Origin of the sequence: Streptococcus sp. 5905, from assembly GCF_013276505.1 — a bacterium.
Classification (GTDB): domain Bacteria; phylum Bacillota; class Bacilli; order Lactobacillales; family Streptococcaceae; genus Streptococcus.
In genome coordinates, this window is sequence record NZ_VMLC01000001.1 from 450901 (window position 1) to 472331 (window position 21431).

At 40.9% G+C, this 21431-nt stretch carries 27 protein-coding genes; 23 read left to right on the forward strand and 4 right to left on the reverse strand.

Features of this window, described 5'->3' with window-relative positions; genetic code table 11:
- The 7 genes from HT680_RS02175 to HT680_RS02205 all read left to right on the forward strand — a co-directional run bounded on the left by HT680_RS02175 (position 1) and on the right by HT680_RS02205 (position 3969).
- The gene (locus HT680_RS02175) at positions 1–360 is read left to right on the forward strand and encodes a S1 RNA-binding domain-containing protein (protein WP_038805977.1); all 360 of its coding nucleotides are present in this window, start codon (positions 1–3) and stop codon (positions 358–360) included.
- A 33-nt stretch (positions 361–393) separates the two neighbouring features.
- On the forward strand, positions 394–1140 hold the full coding sequence (locus HT680_RS02180; protein WP_173257896.1) for a tRNA1(Val) (adenine(37)-N6)-methyltransferase: 747 nt from the start codon (positions 394–396) through the stop codon (positions 1138–1140).
- The gene (locus HT680_RS02185) at positions 1130–1414 is read left to right on the forward strand and encodes a GIY-YIG nuclease family protein (RefSeq protein ID WP_173257897.1); all 285 of its coding nucleotides are present in this window, start codon (positions 1130–1132) and stop codon (positions 1412–1414) included. The genes HT680_RS02180 and HT680_RS02185 overlap by 11 nt, the downstream gene beginning before the upstream one ends.
- 85 nt (positions 1415–1499) lie before the next feature.
- Entirely contained in the window at positions 1500–2435 is a 936-nt protein-coding gene (locus HT680_RS02190) for a manganese-dependent inorganic pyrophosphatase (protein ID WP_173257899.1), read from the forward strand.
- An 85-nt stretch (positions 2436–2520) separates the two neighbouring features.
- Positions 2521–3033 carry a YiiX/YebB-like N1pC/P60 family cysteine hydrolase gene (locus tag HT680_RS02195; protein ID WP_173257901.1) on the forward strand — a complete coding sequence of 171 codons (513 nt, stop codon included), beginning with the start codon at positions 2521–2523 and terminating at the stop codon, positions 3031–3033.
- The gene (locus HT680_RS02200; protein ID WP_173257903.1) at positions 3017–3667 is read left to right on the forward strand and encodes a DUF1803 domain-containing protein; all 651 of its coding nucleotides are present in this window, start codon (positions 3017–3019) and stop codon (positions 3665–3667) included. Before HT680_RS02195 ends, HT680_RS02200 begins: the two co-directional genes overlap by 17 nt.
- 101 nt (positions 3668–3768) lie before the next feature.
- Positions 3769–3969 carry a CsbD family protein gene (locus HT680_RS02205; RefSeq protein ID WP_000051179.1) on the forward strand — a complete coding sequence of 67 codons (201 nt, stop codon included), beginning with the start codon at positions 3769–3771 and terminating at the stop codon, positions 3967–3969.
- Between the two features lie 31 nt (positions 3970–4000).
- On the opposite strand, the gene HT680_RS02210 is transcribed toward HT680_RS02205, so the two are convergent.
- Positions 4001–5446, reverse strand: coding sequence for a UDP-N-acetylmuramoyl-L-alanyl-D-glutamate--L-lysine ligase (locus HT680_RS02210; protein WP_173257905.1), 1446 nt, complete (start codon positions 5444–5446; stop codon positions 4001–4003).
- Between the two features lie 105 nt (positions 5447–5551).
- On the opposite strand from HT680_RS02210, the gene HT680_RS02215 reads away from it, so the two are divergent.
- A complete protein-coding gene (locus HT680_RS02215) occupies positions 5552–7174 on the forward strand; it encodes a polysaccharide biosynthesis protein (protein ID WP_173257907.1) in 1623 nt (540 codons plus the stop codon).
- A 109-nt stretch (positions 7175–7283) separates the two neighbouring features.
- Here the strand turns inward: HT680_RS02215 and HT680_RS02220 are convergent, their stop codons facing one another.
- A complete protein-coding gene (locus HT680_RS02220; RefSeq protein WP_025168386.1) occupies positions 7284–7649 on the reverse strand; it encodes a DUF3397 domain-containing protein in 366 nt (121 codons plus the stop codon).
- 91 nt (positions 7650–7740) lie between these two features.
- Here HT680_RS02220 and HT680_RS02225 point away from each other — a divergent pair, with 91 nt between their 5' ends.
- The 7 genes from HT680_RS02225 (at position 7741) to HT680_RS02255 (ending at position 13733) form a co-directional block, all read left to right on the forward strand.
- Positions 7741–8697, forward strand: coding sequence for a TIGR01212 family radical SAM protein (locus HT680_RS02225; RefSeq protein ID WP_173257909.1), 957 nt, complete (start codon positions 7741–7743; stop codon positions 8695–8697).
- Positions 8681–9238, forward strand: a complete 558-nt coding sequence (locus tag HT680_RS02230; protein ID WP_173257911.1) for a class I SAM-dependent methyltransferase — start codon at positions 8681–8683, stop codon at positions 9236–9238. The genes HT680_RS02225 and HT680_RS02230 overlap by 17 nt, the downstream gene beginning before the upstream one ends.
- On the forward strand, positions 9231–9485 hold the full coding sequence (locus HT680_RS02235) for a hypothetical protein (RefSeq protein ID WP_000361095.1): 255 nt from the start codon (positions 9231–9233) through the stop codon (positions 9483–9485). Before HT680_RS02230 ends, HT680_RS02235 begins: the two co-directional genes overlap by 8 nt.
- Before the next feature lie 11 nt (positions 9486–9496).
- Positions 9497–11551, forward strand: a complete 2055-nt coding sequence (locus tag HT680_RS02240) for a cation:proton antiporter (protein WP_173257913.1) — start codon at positions 9497–9499, stop codon at positions 11549–11551.
- A 35-nt stretch (positions 11552–11586) separates the two neighbouring features.
- A complete protein-coding gene (locus HT680_RS02245) occupies positions 11587–12471 on the forward strand; it encodes a YihY/virulence factor BrkB family protein (RefSeq protein WP_173257915.1) in 885 nt (294 codons plus the stop codon).
- An 88-nt stretch (positions 12472–12559) separates the two neighbouring features.
- Positions 12560–13012, forward strand: a complete 453-nt coding sequence (locus HT680_RS02250; RefSeq protein WP_084945908.1) for a MarR family transcriptional regulator — start codon at positions 12560–12562, stop codon at positions 13010–13012.
- Positions 13013–13025: 13 nt separating this feature from the next.
- Positions 13026–13733, forward strand: coding sequence for a phenylalanine--tRNA ligase beta subunit-related protein (locus tag HT680_RS02255; RefSeq protein ID WP_131200300.1), 708 nt, complete (start codon positions 13026–13028; stop codon positions 13731–13733).
- Positions 13734–13794: 61 nt separating this feature from the next.
- On the opposite strand, the gene queA is transcribed toward HT680_RS02255, so the two are convergent.
- Positions 13795–14823: a tRNA preQ1(34) S-adenosylmethionine ribosyltransferase-isomerase QueA gene (gene queA / locus HT680_RS02260; protein ID WP_173257917.1), complete on the reverse strand. Its 1029-nt coding sequence runs from the start codon at positions 14821–14823 to the stop codon at positions 13795–13797.
- 145 nt (positions 14824–14968) lie between these two features.
- Between queA and HT680_RS02265 the strand changes: the two genes are divergently transcribed.
- Positions 14969–15676, forward strand: coding sequence for a glucosamine-6-phosphate deaminase (locus HT680_RS02265; protein WP_173257920.1), 708 nt, complete (start codon positions 14969–14971; stop codon positions 15674–15676).
- Between the two features lie 179 nt (positions 15677–15855).
- Here the strand turns inward: HT680_RS02265 and HT680_RS02270 are convergent, their stop codons facing one another.
- The gene (locus HT680_RS02270; protein WP_173257922.1) at positions 15856–16455 is read right to left on the reverse strand and encodes a rhomboid family intramembrane serine protease; all 600 of its coding nucleotides are present in this window, start codon (positions 16453–16455) and stop codon (positions 15856–15858) included.
- Between the two features lie 201 nt (positions 16456–16656).
- Between HT680_RS02270 and rpsU the strand changes: the two genes are divergently transcribed.
- From rpsU to HT680_RS02305, 7 genes are all read left to right on the forward strand, one after another.
- Positions 16657–16833 (forward strand): 30S ribosomal protein S21, encoded by a 177-nt coding sequence (rpsU, locus tag HT680_RS02275; protein WP_000048054.1) that lies wholly within the window; start codon positions 16657–16659, stop codon positions 16831–16833.
- Positions 16834–16963: 130 nt separating this feature from the next.
- Entirely contained in the window at positions 16964–17899 is a 936-nt protein-coding gene (hprK, locus tag HT680_RS02280; protein WP_038805477.1) for an HPr(Ser) kinase/phosphatase, read from the forward strand.
- A complete protein-coding gene (gene lgt / locus HT680_RS02285; RefSeq protein WP_173257924.1) occupies positions 17892–18680 on the forward strand; it encodes a prolipoprotein diacylglyceryl transferase in 789 nt (262 codons plus the stop codon). Before hprK ends, lgt begins: the two co-directional genes overlap by 8 nt.
- The gene (locus HT680_RS02290) at positions 18681–19064 is read left to right on the forward strand and encodes a DUF948 domain-containing protein (protein ID WP_000895027.1); all 384 of its coding nucleotides are present in this window, start codon (positions 18681–18683) and stop codon (positions 19062–19064) included. It begins immediately after the preceding gene.
- A gap of 15 nt (positions 19065–19079) precedes the next feature.
- Positions 19080–19478, forward strand: a complete 399-nt coding sequence (locus tag HT680_RS02295; RefSeq protein WP_173257926.1) for a YtxH domain-containing protein — start codon at positions 19080–19082, stop codon at positions 19476–19478.
- Positions 19479–19551: 73 nt separating this feature from the next.
- Positions 19552–20682, forward strand: coding sequence for a radical SAM family heme chaperone HemW (gene hemW / locus HT680_RS02300; protein ID WP_173257929.1), 1131 nt, complete (start codon positions 19552–19554; stop codon positions 20680–20682).
- Positions 20683–20686: 4 nt separating this feature from the next.
- Entirely contained in the window at positions 20687–21424 is a 738-nt protein-coding gene (locus HT680_RS02305) for an acyl-[acyl-carrier-protein] thioesterase (RefSeq protein WP_173257931.1), read from the forward strand.
- The last annotated feature ends 7 nt before the right edge of the window (positions 21425–21431 follow it).

Consider the following 21431-nt stretch of genomic DNA (forward strand, 5'->3'; position numbering starts at 1 on the left):
ATGAAAATTGGTGATAAGCTAAAGGGGCGTATTACAGGAATTCAGCCCTATGGTGCCTTTGTTGAGTTAGAGACAGGGGTGATTGGGCTGATTCATATTTCAGAGATTCGGACAGGATTCATCGAAAATATCTATGAAGTTTTGAAAATTGGTGAAGAAGTGCAGGTTCAGGTTGTTGATTTAGACGAATTTTCAGGTAAAGCTAGTCTATCTATTCGCACTCTGGAGGAAGAAAAACATCAATTGCCAAGACGGAGACGTTTTTCAAATGATCGTATCAAGCATGGTTTTGCACCACTTGGGCGAATGATGCCAATCTGGACAAAGGAAGCCCTCAACAATCTGAGAGAGAAAAACTAGTTTATTAGATTTCGTATTTTTAAAAATCAATATATGGAAGAACAATTATTAAAACCAGGAGAGCGCATCAACCAGCTCTTTTCGACAGATATCAAGATCATTCAAAATAGAGAAGTATTTAGCTATTCGGTGGATAGTGTTCTCTTGTCACGCTTTCCTCGCTTCCCTAAAAATGGCTTAATAGTGGATTTTTGTGCTGGAAATGGTGCAGTGGGACTTTTTGCAAGTAGTCGTACCAAGGCAAAAATTCTCTCTGTAGAAATTCAGGAGCGTTTGGCGGATATGGCAGAGCGTTCGGTTCAGTTGAATGGTTTGGAAGAGCAGATGCGGGTCATCTGCGATGATTTGAAAAATATGCCTGCCCACATTCAGGGAAGTAAGGTGGATATGATTTTGTGCAATCCGCCTTATTTTAAGGTGGATCCGCATTCCAATCTCAACGAGAGTGAACACTACCTTCTGGCCAGACACGAAATTGCGACTAACTTAGAAGAAATCTGTCGCAGTGCTCAGAGTATTCTCAAGTCTAATGGTCGTTTGGTCATGGTTCATCGTCCAGATCGGCTCTTGGATATCCTAGACATGCTTCAACGCCACAATTTGGCACCCAAGCGCCTGCAATTTGTCTATCCTAAACGACAGAAGGAGGCCAATATGCTCTTAATCGAAGCTATCAAGGATGGATCGACAAGTGGTTTCAAGGTCCTGCCACCACTCATTGTTCACAATGAGGATGGTTCCTACACGCCAGAAATTCAAGAGATTTACTATGGATTATAAGGCCTATATGTATGTGGTGGAGTGTTGTGACGGTTCTTACTATACGGGCTATACAACGGATGTGAAAAAACGCCTTGCCGTTCATAATAGTGGTAAGGGAGCCAAGTATACCCGAGCTCGCTTGCCAGTTAAACTCATCTATGTAGAGGGTTTTGCTGGCAAGGAAGAAGCCATGTCAGCAGAGGCTCTTCTCAAACGAAAGAAAAGACCACAGAAAGAACGATTTTTATCCGAAAATCAAGAGAAAAATCTAGTCAATCGTATTGATATCTAATGAGGAGTCCTTTGACTCCTCTTACTTTTGTCAAAAGAGGAAAAAAATGCTAAAATAAGATGAATAAATTTAAAGAGGTATTATCATGTCTAAGATTCTAGTATTTGGTCACCAAAATCCAGACTCAGATGCCATCGGGTCATCTGTAGCCTTTGCTTACCTTGCAAAAGAAGCTTATGGATTGGACACAGAAGCAGTAGCTCTCGGTACTCCAAATGAAGAAACAGCCTTTGTTTTGAACTATTTTGGTGTAGAAGCACCACGTGTTATCACATCTGCTAAAGCAGAAGGTGCAGAGCAAGTTATCTTAACTGACCACAATGAATTCCAACAGTCAGTGTCAGATATCGCTGAAGTAGAAGTTTACGGTGTTGTAGACCACCATCGTGTGGCTAACTTTGAGACTGCAAGCCCACTCTACATGCGTTTGGAACCAGTTGGATCAGCTTCATCTATTGTTTACCGCATGTTTAAAGAACATGGTGTGGCAGTTCCTAAAGACATTGCAGGTTTGATGCTTTCAGGTTTGATTTCAGATACCCTTCTTTTGAAATCACCAACAACACACCCATCTGATAAAGTCATTGCTCCTGAGTTGGCAGAATTAGCTGGTGTCAACTTGGAAGAGTACGGTCTCGCGATGCTGAAGGCTGGTACAAACTTGGCTAGCAAATCTGCTGAAGAATTGATTGATATCGATGCTAAGACTTTTGAACTCAACGGAAATAAGGTTCGTGTTGCCCAAGTCAATACTGTTGATATCGCTGAAGTCTTGGAACGCCAAGCTGAAATCGAAGCAGCAATGCAAGCGGCTAATGTGGCAAACGGCTACTCTGACTTTGTCTTGATGATTACTGATATTGTGAACTCAAACTCAGAAATTTTGGCTCTTGGATCAAACATGGACAAGGTTGAAGCTGCCTTCAACTTTAAACTTGAAAACAACCATGCCTTCCTTCCAGGTGCCGTTTCACGTAAGAAACAAGTGGTGCCACAGTTGACTGAAAGCTTTAATGGCTAATAGCCTGAGTGATAATTGAAATGAGGAAACGTTAGTTTCCTTATAGCTAAAGGAGTCTCGGCTCCTTTTTTTCTAGGAGAGAAAGATGTTAGAAAATGGCGATTTGATTTTTGTGAAGGACCTTTCAGATATGGGGCAGGCCATCCAGGCTTCTACTGGGAACTATAGTCATGTAGCCATCTTTTTGGACGGTTTGATCTACCATGCTAGTGGGCAAGCAGGTGTCATTTGTCAAGAACCAGCTGAATTTTTTGAACCGACTCATCTCTATGACCTTTATGTCTATCCAGAGATGGAAGCTGACTTGGTAAAGGAAAGAGCCAGCAAACATTTAGGTGCACCCTATAACGCCTCTTTTTATCCAGATGGGGCTGGCTTTTACTGCTCCCAGTACATCGCTGAAATCCTACCGATTTTTGAAAGCGTACCGATGAAATTTGGTGATGGGGAGCAGGAGATTAGTGATTTTTGGAGGGAATATTACAGGAAACTCGAACTTCCTGTGCCTCTGAATCAACCAGGGACCAATCCTAGTCAACTAGCAGCCTCTTCTCTTTTAGAATGTAAAGAAAGGAATCTTCATGATTCAGATTTTTAATCCATCTCGTTTGACTCGACAGCCATTTTTTATAGATTTGGTTGACTATCTGGACCAGCATGATGATGTGATTCTACGAGAAATCAAGGCTCAGTTTCCAGATGTGGCAGTTGATAAACTCATGGAAGAGTATATAAAGGCAGGTTTGATCCTAAGGGAAAACAAACGTTATTCACTCATTCTCCCTTTTCTAGAATCGATAGACAGTCTGGCTCTTGACCAAGAAATTTTTGCCAGAGAGGACAGTCCAGTCTATCAAGCCTTGCTAGAGAAGACTTTTGAGACAGAATTGCGCAATCAGACCAATGCAGCCATTTTAGTCGAATCTACGGATTTTGCAAGAGAAAAAATGACCCTGTCGAATTATTTCTACAAGGTCAAGAATCAATATCCTTTGACAGAAAAACAGCAGGAACTCTATGCTATTTTAGGGGATGTCAATCCTGAGTATGCTCTCAAGTATATGACGACTTTTTTACTGAAGTTTCTCAAAAAAGACCAGCTGATGCAGAAACGGCGTGATATCTTTGTTGAGAGTCTAGTCGTCTTGGGCTATATAGTGCAAAACGAAGAAGGGAAGTATGAGTTGGCTGTTGAGTTTGACAAGGAACGATTGACTTTCTATTTACCTTAATTGCTTCATTTTGAGCAGATTATTTGACTTTGCTAAAGAATAAGCATAAACTGAATGTAAGCGATAACGTTTATCGTATTAAAAGCAAAGGAGACAGAGATATGTCACTTGAAAATAAATTGGATCAAGCAACTGGTGCTATCAAAGAAGGATTTGGTAAAGTTACTGGCGATAGCAAGACAGAAGCAGAAGGTACTGTAGAAAAAACAGTTGCCAAAGCAAAAGAAGTTGTTGAAGATGCTAAAGGTGCTGTAGAAGGTGCCGTTGAAGGTCTTAAAAATTCATTTAAGAAAGAAGACTAAAAAAATCAAGGGAATGTTTCCCTTGATTTTTTTATAGATAACGTTCTGCGATAGCTGCGTCTCCAGGATAGTCTTCTTTCTTTCCTTGGATGATCTGGTAGCAATCAGCTCCCTTACCAGCAATAATCACAGCATCGAGTTCTTGATTTGTGATGGCCATCGCCGCCTTGATGGCTTGTTCGCGATCGGCAATCTTTTCAACAGGATGGCTGATATAGCTACTGATCTCATCTGCAATCGCCATTGGATCTTCATAGTTGGGATCATCAGCGGTGAGAAAGACTTGAATCTCAGGATGTTGATTGAGAAGGATTCCAAAGTCTTTGCGACGACTTTCACCCTTGTTTCCAGTCGAACCGAGAACCAGAGCAATCTTTCCGGTTTGATGGGTTTCAACAACAGAAATAAGTTTTTTCAGACTGTCACCATTGTGGGCGTAGTCGATGAAGACCTTGGCACCATTTTTTTGAGTGAGAACTTCCATACGTCCAGGAACTCGGGTCGCAGCGATTCCTTTTTTGATGTCCTCTAGACTGGCACCTAGACGAAGGCAGGCAAGTCCTGCAGCAACGGCGTTTTCTTGGTTAAAGTGGCCGATCAGTTGGATGTCATAATCTCCTGCAAGCTTACCAGTAGCAGAAAAGCTAAAGGCTTTGGGGTTCTCGATTTGGTTACTTGACTGGCTACCATAGATATCATGCTCTTGATTTTCAACTTGTTCTTTTAGCACAGAGAAGTGGTCCATGTCGCTGTTAATGACAACTGCTCGGCTATTTTCCATCAAGAGACGCTTGTGGTAGAAGTAATCCTCAAAACTAGGATGCTCAATCGGACCGATATGGTCAGGACTGATATTGAGAAACACTCCTACATCGAAAGTTAGGCCGTAGACTCGCTTAACCAAGTAGGCTTGACTGGAGACTTCCATGATGAGATGGGTTCTTCCGTTATGAACAGCCTGAGCCATCATATCAAAGAGATCGATACTTTCAGGAGTTGTGAGGGCAGATTTAAAGAAGGTTTTGCCATCTAAGGTTGTATTCATGGTTGACAGCATAGCTGGGTGATACCCTTTAGCCAAGATGTTATAGGCAAAATAGGCCGCTGTTGTCTTTCCTTTTGTTCCTGTGAAGGCGAGAATTTTGAGTTTTTCTTGTGGGTTACCATAAAATTCCATGGCAATCAAACTCATGGCTTTCTTAATGTCGTTCACGACAATAACAGGAATACCGACTTCGTAGTCCTTTTCTGCGACATACCAAGCTAAGCCTTGACTTATAGAAGAAAGGAGATATTCTTTTTTAAAGGCAGCACCTTTTGCAAAAAAAAGAGTCCCTTCTTTTACTTTTCTGCTGTCGTAACTGATGCTATCAAAAACAACTTCACTGTAGTTGTAGTGGTAATGTCCTTGATCAATAATCTCGCGGAAGAGACCATCTTTCTTTAATATATCTAATATGGTTTCAATCTTTATCATACTTTCTATTGTAAACCGAAAGTCTGAATTTTACAAGTAACAAGGAAAAGTTTATAATGGAAGATGAGGAAAATTTCCTAGTTATCAAAATTGAATGAGGAAGCTATGTCTAACGAAAACAATCACCAGCAAGCCCAGATGTTGCGAGGGACTGCTTGGCTAACAGCTAGTAACTTTATTAGTCGCCTCCTTGGTGCTATCTATATTATTCCCTGGTATATTTGGATGGGGACTTATGCCGCCAAGGCAAATGGTCTCTTTACCATGGGTTATAATATTTACGCCTGGTTCTTGCTGATTTCGACAGCGGGTATCCCGGTTGCGGTCGCCAAACAAGTGGCTAAGTACAATACCATGCGAGAAGAAGAGCATAGCTTTGCCTTGATTCGGAGTTTTCTAGGCTTTATGACGGGCTTGGGACTATTCTTTGCCTTGGTCTTGCATCTCTTTTCTCCCTGGTTAGCAGATTTGTCAGGTGTGGGGAAAGACCTGATTCCCATCATGCAGAGTTTGGCTTGGGCGGTCTTGATTTTCCCATCTATGAGTGTCATCCGGGGCTTCTTCCAAGGAATGAACAATCTGAAACCCTATGCTATGAGTCAAATCGCTGAGCAGGTGATCCGTGTTATCTGGATGTTGATGGCAACCTTCTTCATTATGAAGATGGGTTCTGGTGATTACTTATCAGCGGTTACTCAGTCTACCTTTGCTGCCTTTGTGGGAATGGTGGCTAGTTTTGCAGTCTTGATTTATTTTCTTTCCAAGGAGGGACTGCTCCAAAAGGTATTTGAAACACGGGATAAGATCAATAGCAAGCGACTCTTGGTTGATACCATCAAGGAAGCCATTCCCTTTATCCTGACAGGATCAGCCATCCAGCTCTTCCAGATTTTAGACCAGATGACCTTCATCAATAGCATGACCTGGTTTACCAACTATAGCAATGAAGACTTGGTTGTTATGTTTTCTTATTTCTCAGCCAATCCTAATAAAATCACCATGATTTTGATCTCTGTTGGTGTCTCGATTGGAAGTGTCGGCTTGCCACTTTTGACGGAAAATTATGTCAAAGGTGATTTGAGAGCCGCTGCTCGCCTAGTTCAAGATAGTATGACCATGCTCTTTATGTTTCTCTTACCAGCAACAGTTGGAGTCGTCATGGTAGGGGAGCCTCTCTATACAGTTTTTTATGGCAAGCCAGATAGTCTGGCCATGGGCTTGTTTGTCTTTGCGGTTTTACAGTCTACTATTTTAGGTTTGTACATGGTCTTGTCACCCATGCTTCAGGCCATGTTCCGCAATCGCAAGGCAGTTCTTTACTTTGTCTATGGATCAATTGCTAAGTTAGTCTTGCAGTTACCAGCTATTGCCATTTTCCACAGCTACGGTCCCTTGATCTCAACGACTATCGGTCTCATCATTCCAAATGTTTTGATGTACCGAGATATTTGCAGGGTAACAGGTGCACGTCGTAAGATTATCTTGAAACGAACTATCTTGATTACTATTTTGACCCTTGTCATGTTTATCTTGGTTGGTTTCCTACAGTGGATTTTAGGATTTTTCTTCCAACCAACGGGACGCTTCTGGAGTTTCTTTTATGTAGCCCTCATCGGAGGTCTCGGGGGAGGGCTTTATGGTTTAATGAGTCTTGGAACTCACCTATTGGATAAGATTATTGGTAAACCTCAAGCAGACCGCCTACGAGCAAAATTTAAACGATCTTAACAAAATAGATTTATAACTAAAAGAAAAGCTAGCTCCTTGTTAAGTGTCTGGGTTAGCTGACACTTAATTTCCATAAATTAAAATCCCTAGAATCAGTTGTTCTAGGGATTTATTGGGGTGTGAGCATCATTAATTCTACAATCATAGCGATATAGAGGACTAAGGTTAGGAGAAAACCTGCTCTCCAGAAGAATTTGATAAATTTAGGGTAATAAAAACTTCGTTTTTTGAGTAGGAAAAAGACAACTAGGAGGATTGCTAGGAGAGAAAGTGCAACACCAAGTCGTGGCAGAAAGTTGTGGGTAAAGGCTTTTGCAGTGATAAGATAATACTCGAATACCAAAAGTGGAAAAGCTAAATCCGCAAAATTCAGTCCTAGTTTTTTCAGTTTAAAAAGTTTTGTTACAATGATGGAGACCACGAGGGTTAATACCAACAATAAAGTAGCTGCTATTTTCATTAAAATCATACCCATATTGTATCATAAAAAATCATTAAAGGAAACGAGAAACAAGGGAATCTGTAGGAAAGTCAGGCTTTTGAGATTGTAGGTGTTTTTTGTTATAATGAAAGTTATGAAATCCTATAATACCTTGAATGATTATTATCGAAAACTTTTTGGAGAAAAAACTTTCAAAGTTCCGATTGATGCGGGGTTTGACTGTCCAAATCGCGATGGAACTGTGGCACATGGGGGCTGTACCTTTTGTACAGTTTCAGGTTCTGGAGATGCTATTGTAGCACCGGATGCCCCTATCCGTGAGCAATTTTATAAGGAAATCGACTTTATGCATCGCAAATGGCCAGATGTTAAAAAGTATCTGGTTTATTTTCAAAACTTTACCAATACCCATGAAAAGGTGGAAGTGATTCGGGAACGTTATGAACAAGCCATCAACGAACCGGGTGTGGTGGGAATCAATATCGGAACACGCCCAGACTGCCTACCAGACGAAACCATTGAATATTTGGCTGAGTTATCGGAGCGCATGCATGTGACAGTAGAATTGGGCTTACAGACCACTTATGAAACAACCTCTGACCTGATTAACCGTGCTCATTCTTATGAATTGTATGTTGAAACAGTAAGACGCTTGAGGAAATATCCCAAGATTGAGATTGTTTCCCATTTGATTAATGGTTTGCCCGGTGAGACTCATGAGATGATGGTCGAAAATGTCCGCCGCTGCGTCACGGATAATGATATTCAAGGAATTAAGCTGCACTTGCTCCATCTCATGACCAATACGCGTATGCAGCGAGATTACCACGAAGGGCGCTTGCAACTGATGAGTCAGGACGAGTATGTCAAGGTTATCTGTGACCAGTTGGAAATCATTCCCAAGAATATCGTCATCCATCGAATCACGGGAGATGCGCCTAGAGATATGTTGATAGGTCCCATGTGGAGCCTCAATAAATGGGAAGTGCTAAATGCTATTGAAACTGAAATGAGACGTCGTGGAAGTGTGCAAGGATGCAAGGCTGTAAAACAGGAGTTTAAAAATGAAAAGACCACTTGAGATGGCGCATGATTTTTTGGCTGAAGTTGTGACAAAAGAGGATATCGTTGTGGATGCGACCATGGGCAATGGTCATGATACGCTTTTTTTAGCCAAGCTAGCCAAGCAAGTCTATGCATTTGATATACAGAAACAAGCTTTAGATAAAACCCAAGAGCGTTTGGATCAGGCTGGAATGACAAATGCCCAGTTAATCTTGCAAGGTCATGAGACACTAGACCAGTTTGTGACAGAGGCTAAGGCAGGGATTTTTAATCTGGGTTATCTGCCTTCTGCTGACAAATCCGTCATCACACAACCTCAGACTACTATCGAAGCTTTAGAAAAGCTGTGTCATTTGCTTGTCAAAGGGGGACGGATTGCTATCATGATCTACTATGGCCATGAAGGAGGAGACACCGAGAGGGATGCTGTGTTGGATTTTGTTAGCCAGTTGAACCAACAAGAGTATACAGCTACCATTTATCGGACACTCAACCAAGTTAACAATCCACCGTTTTTAGTTATGATTGAAAAATTAGAAAGGTATAGACATGGATAAACAATACCTTCGTGAGAAGCTTGAGGCAATGCGCCAAAATTTTGTTGAGTCAACGCATCACGAGAGAGCAGTCGGGGTGCTCGACGAAGCACATATGAGCAAGAAAATGCTCAAAATCAAGAAAAAGTTAGTGGCTCTTGAAATGGAACGGTGCCAGAAAAAAATAGAGCACAAAGACTGTTCCAAGATTGATCAGAAAATCCAAGAGCAGAAGGAGATGTTTGAATTTTGTTGTAAAAAAGACTAAGGAGGGTCTAGATGACACTACTAATTTACCTGATTCTATTTTTATTTGTCTTAATCATTTCAACTACGACCAATAAACTTCTCCCTTTTTTACCCCTTCCTCTGGTGCAAATCCTTTTGGGGATTGGGATTGGCTTATTTGTTCCCGATACGGACTTTCATCTCAATACAGAGCTGTTTCTGGCCGTGGTTATTGGCCCCTTACTTTTCCGGGAGGCAGAAGAAGCGGATATTACGTCCATTTTGAAGCACTGGCGGATCGTCGTCTTTCTGATTTTTCCTGTGATTTTTATCTCGACCTTAAGCTTAGGAGGTATGGCTCACTTCCTTTGGATGACTCTTCCTTTAGCTGCCTGTTTAGCAGTTGGAGCGGCACTTGGGCCAACAGATTTGGTTGCCTTTGCATCTCTTTCTGAACGTTTTCGTTTTCCTAAACGGGTTTCCAATATCCTAAAAGGGGAAGGGCTCTTAAATGATGCTTCTGGTTTGGTTGCCTTTCAGATGGCTCTGGCTGCTTGGACAACAGGAACTTTTTCTCTCAGCCAAGCTGGAACTTCCCTAGCACTTTCTATTCTTGGTGGTTTTGTAGTCGGTTTTGTGACGGCTATGGTCAATCGTTTCTTGCATACCTTTTTACTGAGTGTGCGAGCGATAGATATAGCCAGTGAACTATTGCTAGAGCTAAGTTTGCCACTCATGACCTTTTTTATCGCAGAAGAGTTTCATGTTTCAGGGATTATCGCAGTAGTGGTTGCAGGTATTTTGAAGGCCAGTCGCTTTAAGAAAATTACGCTCCTTGAGGCCCAGGTAGACACTGTGACGGAGACCGTCTGGCACACCGTGACCTTTATGCTAAATGGATCAGTCTTTGTTATCTTGGGAATGGAATTAGAATTGATTGCAGAGCCAATTTTGTCTAATTCTCTCTACAATCCCCTTCTTTTACTGCTTTCAGTTGTCGTTCTGACCTTCTTGCTTTTTGTGATCCGCTTTGTCATGATTGCTGGTTTTTACTTTGTGAGGACGCGTCGACTCAAGAAAAAAATTCATAAGTACATGAAAGATATGCTTCTTTTGACCTTCTCTGGTGTCAAAGGGACAGTATCTATCGCGACCATTCTCCTCATACCTAGTAATCTCGAGCAGGAGTATCCCCTCTTACTTTTCCTTGTAGCGGGTGTCACGCTATTAAGCTTTCTAACAGGTCTTGTAGTTCTTCCCCACCTTTCCGAGGAGCAAGAAGAAACCAAGGATTACCTCATGCACATTGCGATTTTAAATGAGGTCACAGGAGAGTTAGAAAAAGAATTGGAAGGGCATAAGAACAAACTCCCCCTTTATGCGGCTATTGATAATTATCACGGTCGAATTGAAAACCTAATCCTTAGTCAAGAAAATAAAAGCGCCCAAGAGGACTGGGAGGCTTTAAAACTCCTCATCTTGAGTATCGAAAGCGATGGTTTGGAGCAGGCTTACGAGGAAGGGAAAATCGGTGAGCGTGGTTATCAAGTTTACCAACGCTATCTGAAAAATATGGAACAGAGTATTAATCGCAAGGTGGCTTCCCGCCTGACATATTACTTCCTTGTGTCGCTCCGTATCTTGCGCTTTGTCCTGCATGAATTGCTGACCTTTGGTCAGACCTTCCGTAGTTGGAATGACAAGGAGCAACGTCGCCTTCGAGCTATTGACTATGATCAAATATCTGAACTCTATCTGGAGAATACGGAGTTGATTATCGAAAGTTTGGAAAACCTAAAAGGAATCTACAAGAGTAGTCTGATTAGTTTTATGCAGGAGTCTCGCTTGCGTGAAACGGCCATTATCGGAAGTGGTGCCTTTGTCGAACGTGTTATCAATCGTATTAAACCAAACAATATCGATGAAATGCTAAGAGGTTACTATCTAGAACGTAAGTTAATCTTTGAATACGAAGAGAAGAAATTGATTACGACCAAGTATGCCAAGAAATTACGACAAAATGTCAACAATCTTGAGAATTATTCTTTAAAAGAAGCCGCAAATACCCTACCCTATGATATGATGGAATTAGTCAGAAGAAATTAGTTTAGAAAATCAACTTGTATTAGGAGGATTGCAACATGAAAAAGTGGTGGAAAGAGCTGATGGAACGGCCCATGTTGAAAGCTTTTTTACATTTTTATCAAGCTTCCGATAGTGAACTGACCAGTGTTGCGGTTGCCTACTATTGGTTGGTTTCAATCTTCCCCTTGCTGATGATAGTGGTCAATATCTTGCCCTATTTTCAAATTCCGATTTCAAATTTTTTGCTCACCATCAAGGAATTTGTACCGGATACAGTCTATGATGTGGTCGCAAAGATTGCCCGAGAAGTCCTGACTCAACCATCGACTGGTTTGCTGAGTTTTGCAGTCTTGTCTGCCCTTTGGACCTTCTCGAAATCGATGGATTTCCTCCAAAAAGCTTTTAATAAGGCCTATGGAGTGGCTAAGAGCCGAGGAATTATCTCCCATCAACTGATGAGTTTACTCGTCAGCTTTGGCTTGCAAATTCTTTTTGCCCTAGCCTTATTTTTAAGTATGTTTGGGCGTATGTTGCTCAACCTGCTCAAAACTTACTGGCAATCAGACAGTCCTTTCTTTGATTACCTACAGGACTTTACAGGCCCTTTGATTTATGCCTTGCTCTTTGCCATCTTGGTCATGCTCTACTATTTCCTTCCAAATGTCAGAGTCCCTCGTATTCGCTACGTTTTTCCTGGTAGTATCTTTGTTTTGCTGACTCTTGTCTTTCTTTTGAATATCTTTTCTGTCTATTTCAATAACTATGTCAACCATCTAGTTGATGTCCGATTTTTCAGCTCCATTATCGTGGTGGTGATGATGTTCTGGTTTATTCTCATTGCAAAGATTTTGATTATTGGAGCAGTTATCAATGCCAGTGTACAGAGTTTGAAAGATCCAAAGTTTCGTGATAACACATTCTTTTTAAAAAATGAAGAATAAAAAAAGACGCTTTGAAAACAAAGTGTCTTTTATTGCATTTGCAACAAAAATGTGCTATTCTATCATCATAGATGCGAGAGGAGGAAACATGTCGTTATTACGCGAAATCGGAGTTATAGCCCGTGCCCTAGATTCTATTGCTAATATTGAGTTTCGTGATATTGAACTAGCTCGTGGGCAATATCTTTATTTAGTACGAATCAAGGAGAATCCAGGAATCATTCAAGAAGCCTTGTCGGATTTACTGAAGGTTGACCGTTCGACAGTTGCTCGTTCAGTAAAAAAACTGGAAGAAAAGGGATTAATAAAACAAGGAATGACCAGTACAAATCGGAAAAATAAAGAGTGGTTTGTCACTGAAAAAGGAGAGGCACTTTATCCTTTTATCCTTGCTGAACATCACTATTCAGAGAATTCTGCCCTAAAAGGATTTTCTAGGGAAGAGGCCAGAGAACTGGAGAGCCTACTAATTCGGGTTAGAAAAAATATTACAAGTGATTGGGATATGGTCAAAAAAGGCCAGAAAAGAAATTATTTATAATAAGAGGTGAAAGATGAAAGTTATCGTTGAAAATGAATTTTGGAGCTTGTTTCCAGAAGCACAGATTAGCGTTTTAGTAGTAAAGGGATTAGATAATACAGTTGATGAAAGCAAGGATCCCTATTTCAAAACCTTGCTAGATAAGGGAGCTAAACGAGCTGAGGATTTCATTTCGGATGAGAATTTTACTCAGAATGATGTCATTCAAGAATGGCGTCAGGCTTTCAGCAAGTTCAAAACGAAAAAGGGAGCACGCTCTTCTATAGAAGCTCTGCTTAAAAGGGTCAGTCAGGGAAGAGAGTTTAATCCCATCAATCCCTTAGTAGACATCTATAATAGTGTCTCTCTATCTTATGCTGTTCCCTGTGGTGGCGAAGATGTGAACAAGATTGTAGGCAATCTTCATCTTGGTCAGGCCAAGGGAGGAGAACCTTTCTTTCCACTAGGAGCTGAAAACGATGCTCCTGCACTTCCAGAAGAGCTGATCTATTATGATGATGAAGGAGCGGTTTGTCGCTGTCTCAACTGGAGAGAGGCGCAGAGAACCATGCTGACAGAAGCGACAAAAGATGCTGTCTTAGTGATTGAAGCGATTAATGCAGAACAGGCAAGACGTGCTCGGGCTGCCATGGAAGAATTACAGGACTTGGTAAAGGACTACTTTGGTGTTCAAGGCAAACTGGTTCATCTAACTTCTGAGTTCCCAGAAATTACACTTTAAACAGAAATAGCCCTGTCATCTCTTAGGAATAAAATTTCCTAAAGAAATGACGGAGCTATTTTTAATAGATAAACATGGCATCACCGAAACTGAAGAAACGGTAGCGTTCTTGAATAGCGTGGTGGTAAGCATCTAAGACTAATTCACGGCCTGCAAAGGCAGAAACCAACATGACCAGAGTTGATTTGGGTAGATGGAAGTTGGTTGAGAAGGCATCGACAACCTTCCACTCGTAACCAGGCTTGATAAAGATATTGGTCCAGCCAGAATCTGCTTGGATTTGCCCATCAAACTTGGAACCGATGGTTTCCAGTGTGCGGATCGAAGTAGTTCCAACAGCGATAACACGACCTCCATTTTCCTTGACAGAGCGAAGGGTGGCTGCGGCTTCATCAGAAAGTTGGTAGAACTCTGAGTGCATTTCGTGTTCGTCCAGATTGTCAACAGAAACGGGTCTAAAGGTTCCTAAACCAACGTGGAGCGTTAAATAAACCAAATGGACACCCTTGGCTTGGATTTCTGCTAGCAGTTCTTTAGTAAAGTGGAGACCAGCAGTCGGTGCTGCAGCAGAACCACTTTCTTTAGCGTAGACCGTTTGATACCGTTCACGGTCATCTAGTTTTTCATGGATATAAGGCGGTAATGGCATTTCACCTAGACTTTCCAAAACTTCTAGGAAAATTCCTTGGTATTCAAAGCGGACAATGCGGCCGCCGTGGGTCAATTCCTCCGTAACGACAGCGCTAAGGCGACCATCACCAAAGCTGACGCGAGTACCGACCTTGAGGCGTTTGGCAGGTTTAGCGAGAACCTCCCACGCATCTCCAGCAGTATTTTTGAGTAGGAGAAGCTCCACATGACCTCCAGTTTTTTCCTTTTGACCATAGAGACGGGCAGGGAGAACACGGGTGTCGTTCATAACGAGGGCATCACCAGGTTCCAGCATATCGATAATGGAGTGGAAGTGCTTATCCTGCATTTCTCCTGTCTCGCGATTAACGATAAGGAGTTTGGAGGCATCTCGTTTTTCAAGGGGCGTTTGGGCAATCAAATCCTCAGGCAAGTGGAAATCAAAATCAGCTGTATTCATTTTTCATTATTCTTTCTAAGTTCTAATCTTATCCATTATAACATGTTTCAAGTTTAGACGCTCTTTTTTTAGAAATTAAATCGTTTTCACTTGACAAAAATTGGTCTATACCATATAATAAATATAGAAACATGGAGGATATAAAATGAAAGTTATAAAAGTTGAGAATCAAGTCGAAGGTGGAAAAGTTGCTTTTGAGATTTTGAAGGAAAAATTGGCCAATGGTGCTCAAACATTAGGACTTGCGACAGGAAGCAGTCCGCTTGAGTTTTACAAGGAAATCGTGGAGAGTGACCTTGATTTTTCAAATCTAACCAGTGTAAACCTCGATGAGTATGTAGGGCTTGATGGGGACAATCCACAGTCTTATCGTTACTTCATGCAGGAAAACTTGTTCAACAAAAAACCATTTAAAGAAAGTTTCTTGCCACGTGGTGTTAAGGATAATGCTGAAGAAGAAGTAGAAAGCTACAATCAAATTTTGGCTGACCATCCTGTTGATTTGCAAATCTTGGGAATTGGTCGCAATGGACACATCGGATTTAATGAGCCTGGCACTCCATTTGACAGTCAAACGCATCTAGTGGAACTTGACCAGTCTACTATCGAAGCCAATGCTCGCTTCTTTGACAAGATTGAAGACGTCCCAACTCAAGCCATTTCAATGGGAATTAAAAACATCTTGGATGCCAAGTCAATTATTCTCTTTGCTTACGGTGAGTCAAAAGCAGAAGCCATTGCTGGAACAGTATCTGGCCCAGTGACTGAGAACCTCCCAGCAAGCAGCCTACAAAACCACCCTGATGTGACTATTATCGCAGATGCTGAAGCGCTCAGCTTGCTTGAAAAGTAAAATGACAAGAACCACTTGCTCTTTGGAGTGAGTGGCTTTTTACTTCAAATGTTCACTATCCTGCTAAAAGAAATTTTTTTGTAAATCACCGTAACAGTTGTCGATATTTCATATAAAAAGGCATCCAATAGAAAATTCTTAAATGTCTGTAAACTTTGATATAATCGTATTGACTATTCTTATGATGCTATACGATTTTTATTAAGACAGTTGTTGATGCTGGAAACCATGATATAACTGGCAATTCCTGACATGTGAAGAAAGGTCGAAATCCAGCCTGTTATATTTGGTAGAAGCATTGTGAGAGATAGAACGATTAAAAGGATATAAAATAGTTTTAATCCTAAATTGAAATTCTTCCATATACCAAACATACTCATCACCCCACCCATTACAAAAGCATAGCCAATAGCAGAGATACCCGATGCCTGAATTTCTTGATTCTGTGTTAATATATGGAATACAATCGAAGATATTACCATAGAAGTAATAAAAACTAAAAATACATATTTTGATCCCCTTTTATACTCCAATAGCCCACCAAAAGGAAGTAACATTAAAGTATTTAAAACTAAATGAAACCATATAAACCATATTGGTGCTTCTTTACTTCCATGCATAAATGTACCACTAAAGTATTGCCAACAATAAATTGGCTTTGAATGAAATGCAAATAAGTCATACATTACACTTCCCCAAAAGGTAGTAAGAATTCCTAGCAATAAACAAATTACAACTAAAATACTTACTACAGGGTAAATTTTTATGATTCTTTTCATGTTATAGATTCACTTCTAAATAATACTAATTTTTGCTAATCAATATGTGCCACTATTATATCATTTCCATCTATAAATGTTAATCAATTTTAACAAGATTAAAATTGAAGATAATATAAGTTTATGGCAGTTTTCCTCTTGACAATTATTCATTTTGCGTGTAAAATAGAATAGATCTTGAACTTGAAGGGAGTGAAAAAAATGTCTAAAACAGTAGTACGTAAGAATGAATCTCTTGACGATGCACTTCGTCGTTTCAAACGTGCGGTTACTAAAGCTGGTACTCTTCAAGAAACACGCAAACGTGAATTCTATGAAAAACCTTCTGTAAAACGTAAACGTAAATCAGAAGCAGCTCGTAAACGTAAAAAATTCTAATTAGAAATGAAAGACTAGAGCAATCTAGTCTTTTTATTTCTAAATAAATACTGTAAATCCTGCAAAAAAAGGAAACTTCCAACTACAATTTGATATAATAGTAGGGAGAACTCGATTGAAGGAGGAAATTATGTCGGTTTTAGTAAGAGAAGTAATTGAAAAGCTCAGACTAGATATTGTCTATGGTGAAGGCGAATTGCTTGAAAAGGAAATCAATACTGCGGACATTATGAGACCAGGTCTTGAAATGACGGGCTATTTTGATTACTATACTCCAGAACGGATTCAACTGTTAGGGATGAAGGAGTGGTCCTATTTGGTCGCTATGCCTGCCCATAATCGTTATCAAGTTCTGAAGAAAATGTTTTTACCTGAAACACCTGCTGTCATCGTTGCTCGTGGCTTGGTAGTGCCAGAAGAAATGTTGAAAGCTGCTAGAGAATGTAAGATTGCGATTTTAACCAGTCGAACATCAACCAGTCGTTTATCTGGAGAGTTATCTAGCTACCTTGATTCCCGTTTGGCTGAACGTACGAGCGTGCATGGTGTCTTGATGGATATCTATGGCATGGGTGTCTTGATCCAAGGGGATAGTGGTATCGGTAAGAGCGAGACGGGTCTTGAGCTTGTGAAACGTGGACACCGTTTGGTAGCAGATGACCGTGTGGATATCTTTGCCAAGGATGAAATGACCCTTTGGGGAGAGCCCGCTGAAATTTTGAAGCATTTACTTGAGATTCGTGGAGTGGGTATTATTGACGTGATGAGTCTCTACGGAGCAAGTGCTGTAAAAGATTCTTCACAAGTCCAGTTGGCTGTTTACTTGGAAAATTATGATACCCATAAGACCTTTGACCGTCTAGGAAACAATGCCGAAGAACTAGAAGTTTCTGGAGTAACGATTCCACGTATCCGCATCCCAGTAAAAACAGGACGCAATATCTCTGTTGTTATTGAGGCGGCAGCCATGAACTATCGCGCTAAAGAAATGGGATTTGATGCGACGCGTTTATTTGAAGAACGCTTGACTAATCTCATCTCCAAAAATGAGGTGAAAGATGATTAATCCAGTTGCATTTGAAATCGGTCCTTTTTCCATTCGTTGGTATGCTTTGTGTATTGTGGCTGGCTTGGTCTTGGCTGTCTACCTTGCCATGAAAGAAGCTCCTAAAAAGAAAATTCTATCAGATGATATTTTGGATTTTATCCTGATTGCTTTTCCAGTTGCGATTTTAGGTGCCAGACTTTACTATGTGCTCTTCCGCTTAGATTACTATCTGCAAAATCCAGGTGAAATCATTGCCATCTGGAATGGTGGTTTGGCCATTTATGGAGGTTTGATAGCAGGGGCTATTGTCCTTTATATCTTTGCAGATAGAAAGCTGATTAATACTTGGGATTTCTTAGATATTGCAGCACCGAGCGTCATGGTTGCCCAGAGTTTAGGACGCTGGGGAAACTTCTTTAACCAAGAAGCCTACGGTGCAGCAGTGGATAATCTGGATTATTTGCCAGGCTTTATCCGTGACCAGATGTACATTGAGGGTAGCTACCGTCAGCCGACCTTCTTATATGAGTCGGTTTGGAATCTGATTGGTTTTGCTTTGATTTTGATTTTTAGACGAAAATTAAAGGGAATCAGACGTGGTCATATCACTGCTTTCTACTTGATTTGGTATGGCTTTGGTCGTATGATCATCGAAGGCATGCGGACGGATAGTCTCATGTTCTTTGGTTTGCGAGTTTCTCAATGGTTATCAGTTATCCTTATCGGACTTGGTATTTTTATCATACTTTATCAAAATCGAAAGAAAGCCCCTTTCTATCATACAGAGGAGGAAAAATAAATGTTAGAAGTTGCATATATTCTTGTTGCGATTGCTTTGATTGTCTGTTTAGTCTATTTGACAATCACGATTCAAAAAGCAGGTCGTATGATTGATGAGACAGAGAAAACCATCAAAACATTGAGCTCAGATGTGAACGTTACCTTGCATCAGACCAATGAATTGTTGGCTAAGGTCAATGTGTTGGCAGATGATATCAATATCAAAGTTGCGACGATTGATCCACTCTTTACAGCTGTGGCGGACTTGTCAGAGTCAGTATCTGATCTCAACCAACATGCACGTGTCTTAGGCAAAAAAGCTTCATCAGCTGGTTCAAAGACCATTAAAACAGGTGCAAGCTTGTCAGCTCTTCGTTTCGCAAGTAAATTTTTCAAAAAATAAAAAAGGAGAAATCTTATGGGAAAACTATCCTCTATCCTTTTAGGAACGGTTTCAGGTGCAGCTCTTGCCTTGTTCTTAACCAGTGACAAGGGCAAGCAAGTTTGCAGTCAAGCTCAGGATTTTCTGGATGATTTGAGAGAAGATCCAGAATACGCTAGAGAGCAGGTTTGTGAGAAACTAACTGAAGTGAAGGAACAGGCAAGGGACTTTGTGCTGAAAACAAAGGAACAAGTAGAATCTGGTGAAATCACTTTTGACAGTGTCCTTGACCAAGCCAAAACCTGTGCACGACAAGCGACAGAAGCGTCAAAAGAAACCTTTAACAATCTCAAGGAGCAATGGCAAGAACAGTCAGTAACTCCAGATGTTGCTGAAGACCAAGAAGAAATCATCATCGATATTACTGAAGTATAAAGTATCACCATCTCTGGTTTTTGGAGATGGTGATTTTTATCTGGAAGCCTGTCTTTATGGTATAATAAATACTATGCAGAAAAAACCAACGTCCGCCTACGTGCATATTCCCTTTTGCACACAGATTTGTTATTATTGTGACTTTTCAAAAGTTTTTATCAAGAATCAACCAGTAGATAGTTATCTGGAGCATCTGCTAGAAGAGTTTCGTTCTTATGATATCCAAAAGTTGTCAACTCTCTACATTGGAGGTGGGACGCCAACGGCTTTGTCAGCTCCGCAATTAGAAGTGCTCTTGGAAGGCTTGACTAAAAATCTAGACTTGTCTGTCTTGGAAGAGTTGACCATTGAGGCCAACCCAGGCGACTTGGATGCGGATAAGATTGCGGTTTTGAAACAGTCGCCAGTCAATCGTGTTTCCTTGGGTGTGCAGACTTTTGATGACAAAATGCTGAAAAAGATTGGGCGCAGTCATTTAGAAAAGGATATTTATGAGAATATCGACCGTCTCAAACTGGCTGGTTTTGACAATATCTCCATTGATCTAATCTATGCTCTTCCAGGTCAAACTATGGCTCAGGTCAAGGACAATGTAGCTAAGGCTATCTCGCTTGATATTCCTCATATGAGCCTTTATAGCTTGATTTTGGAGAATCATACGGTCTTTATGAACCGCATGCGACGTGGGAAGTTGCCTCTACCCAAGGAAGAGCTAGAAGCGGAGATGTTTGAGTACATCATTGCAGAACTGGAGCGAGCTGGTTTTGAGCATTATGAGATTTCAAATTTCTCTAAACCCGGATTTGAAAGTCGCCACAATCTCATGTACTGGGATAATGCCGAGTATTATGGTATCGGTGCGGGTGCTTCAGGTTATGTGGATGGAGTTCGTTATAAAAACCACGGTCCTATCCGCCACTATCTCAATGCAGTAGAGGAAGGAAATGCTCGAATTACAGAAGAACACCTAAGTCAAAGGGAGCAGATGGAAGAAGAAATGTTCCTAGGCCTCCGGAAAAAATCTGGGGTTTCCATGGCGCGATTTGAGGAAAAATTTAGACGATCCTTTGATGGACTTTATGGCGAAATCATCAGAGACTTGGTTCAACAAGGTCTCATGAAAATCGACGGTGATCGTGTCCGAATGACAAAGAGGGGTCTCTTCTTGGGAGACACTGTAGCAGAACGATTTATTTTGGAGTAGAACAATGGGCTTAACTTATCAAATGAAAATGAAAATTCCTTTTGATATGGCGGACATGAACGGTCATATCAAACTTCCAGATGTGATTTTGCTGTCCTTGCAAGTATCAGGTATGCAGTCAATTGAGCTGGGAGTTAGCGACAAGGATATGTTAGAACGTTACAATTTAGTCTGGATTATTACAGACTATGCGATTGACGTGGTTCGCTTGCCTCGCTTTGCTGAGGAAATTACGATTGAAACAGAAGCATTGACTTACAATCGTCTTTTTTGCTACCGCTGTTTCACTATCTATGATGAAGCAGGTCAAGAAATCATTCGCATGGTAGCAACCTTTGTTCTTATGGACAGGGACAGTCGTAAAGTTCATGCTGTAGAACCGGAAATTGTTGCTCCTTACCAGTCTGAGTTTGATAAAAAACTCATCCGTGGGCCAAAGTATACAAATCTAGAAAACCCGTTCAGTAAAGACTACCATGTTCGTTTTTACGACTTGGATATGAATGGTCATGTCAATAATAGCAAATATCTGGATTGGATTTTTGAGGTCATGGGAGCAGACTTTTTGACCAAGTATATTCCCCAAAAAATCAATCTCAAATATGTCAAAGAAGTGCGACCGGGTGGCATGATTGCTTCAGCTTATGAACTCAAGGGACTAGAAAGCAAGCATGAGATTATCAGTAATGGCGAGATTAATGCCCAAGCTATGATTACATGGCAAGAAATTAAAGGCAATTAGAAAGGAC

What these genes read in the sequence shown, in the direction of transcription:
- HT680_RS02215 (WP_173257907.1), top strand. Translation starts at nt 5,552, where the DNA reads ATGTCTAACGAAAACAATCACCAGCAAGCCCAGATGTTGCGAGGGACT.
- HT680_RS02295 (WP_173257926.1), top strand. Translation starts at nt 19,080, where the DNA reads ATGGGAAAACTATCCTCTATCCTTTTAGGAACGGTTTCAGGTGCAGCT.
- HT680_RS02190 (WP_173257899.1), top strand. Translation starts at nt 1,500, where the DNA reads ATGTCTAAGATTCTAGTATTTGGTCACCAAAATCCAGACTCAGATGCC.
- queA (WP_173257917.1), bottom strand. Translation starts at nt 14,823, where the DNA reads ATGAATACAGCTGATTTTGATTTCCACTTGCCTGAGGATTTGATTGCC.
- HT680_RS02255 (WP_131200300.1), top strand. Translation starts at nt 13,026, where the DNA reads ATGAAAGTTATCGTTGAAAATGAATTTTGGAGCTTGTTTCCAGAAGCA.
- HT680_RS02185 (WP_173257897.1), top strand. Translation starts at nt 1,130, where the DNA reads ATGGATTATAAGGCCTATATGTATGTGGTGGAGTGTTGTGACGGTTCT.
- hemW (WP_173257929.1), top strand. Translation starts at nt 19,552, where the DNA reads ATGCAGAAAAAACCAACGTCCGCCTACGTGCATATTCCCTTTTGCACA.
- HT680_RS02175 (WP_038805977.1), top strand. Translation starts at nt 1, where the DNA reads ATGAAAATTGGTGATAAGCTAAAGGGGCGTATTACAGGAATTCAGCCC.
- HT680_RS02270 (WP_173257922.1), bottom strand. Translation starts at nt 16,455, where the DNA reads ATGAAAAGAATCATAAAAATTTACCCTGTAGTAAGTATTTTAGTTGTA.
- HT680_RS02200 (WP_173257903.1), top strand. Translation starts at nt 3,017, where the DNA reads ATGATTCAGATTTTTAATCCATCTCGTTTGACTCGACAGCCATTTTTT.
- HT680_RS02225 (WP_173257909.1), top strand. Translation starts at nt 7,741, where the DNA reads ATGAAAGTTATGAAATCCTATAATACCTTGAATGATTATTATCGAAAA.
- HT680_RS02235 (WP_000361095.1), top strand. Translation starts at nt 9,231, where the DNA reads ATGGATAAACAATACCTTCGTGAGAAGCTTGAGGCAATGCGCCAAAAT.
- hprK (WP_038805477.1), top strand. Translation starts at nt 16,964, where the DNA reads ATGTCGGTTTTAGTAAGAGAAGTAATTGAAAAGCTCAGACTAGATATT.
- HT680_RS02220 (WP_025168386.1), bottom strand. Translation starts at nt 7,649, where the DNA reads ATGGGTATGATTTTAATGAAAATAGCAGCTACTTTATTGTTGGTATTA.
- HT680_RS02290 (WP_000895027.1), top strand. Translation starts at nt 18,681, where the DNA reads ATGTTAGAAGTTGCATATATTCTTGTTGCGATTGCTTTGATTGTCTGT.
- HT680_RS02245 (WP_173257915.1), top strand. Translation starts at nt 11,587, where the DNA reads ATGAAAAAGTGGTGGAAAGAGCTGATGGAACGGCCCATGTTGAAAGCT.
- HT680_RS02180 (WP_173257896.1), top strand. Translation starts at nt 394, where the DNA reads ATGGAAGAACAATTATTAAAACCAGGAGAGCGCATCAACCAGCTCTTT.
- HT680_RS02195 (WP_173257901.1), top strand. Translation starts at nt 2,521, where the DNA reads ATGTTAGAAAATGGCGATTTGATTTTTGTGAAGGACCTTTCAGATATG.
- HT680_RS02240 (WP_173257913.1), top strand. Translation starts at nt 9,497, where the DNA reads ATGACACTACTAATTTACCTGATTCTATTTTTATTTGTCTTAATCATT.
- rpsU (WP_000048054.1), top strand. Translation starts at nt 16,657, where the DNA reads ATGTCTAAAACAGTAGTACGTAAGAATGAATCTCTTGACGATGCACTT.
- HT680_RS02305 (WP_173257931.1), top strand. Translation starts at nt 20,687, where the DNA reads ATGGGCTTAACTTATCAAATGAAAATGAAAATTCCTTTTGATATGGCG.
- HT680_RS02210 (WP_173257905.1), bottom strand. Translation starts at nt 5,446, where the DNA reads ATGATAAAGATTGAAACCATATTAGATATATTAAAGAAAGATGGTCTC.
- lgt (WP_173257924.1), top strand. Translation starts at nt 17,892, where the DNA reads ATGATTAATCCAGTTGCATTTGAAATCGGTCCTTTTTCCATTCGTTGG.
- HT680_RS02265 (WP_173257920.1), top strand. Translation starts at nt 14,969, where the DNA reads ATGAAAGTTATAAAAGTTGAGAATCAAGTCGAAGGTGGAAAAGTTGCT.
- HT680_RS02230 (WP_173257911.1), top strand. Translation starts at nt 8,681, where the DNA reads ATGAAAAGACCACTTGAGATGGCGCATGATTTTTTGGCTGAAGTTGTG.
- HT680_RS02250 (WP_084945908.1), top strand. Translation starts at nt 12,560, where the DNA reads ATGTCGTTATTACGCGAAATCGGAGTTATAGCCCGTGCCCTAGATTCT.
- HT680_RS02205 (WP_000051179.1), top strand. Translation starts at nt 3,769, where the DNA reads ATGTCACTTGAAAATAAATTGGATCAAGCAACTGGTGCTATCAAAGAA.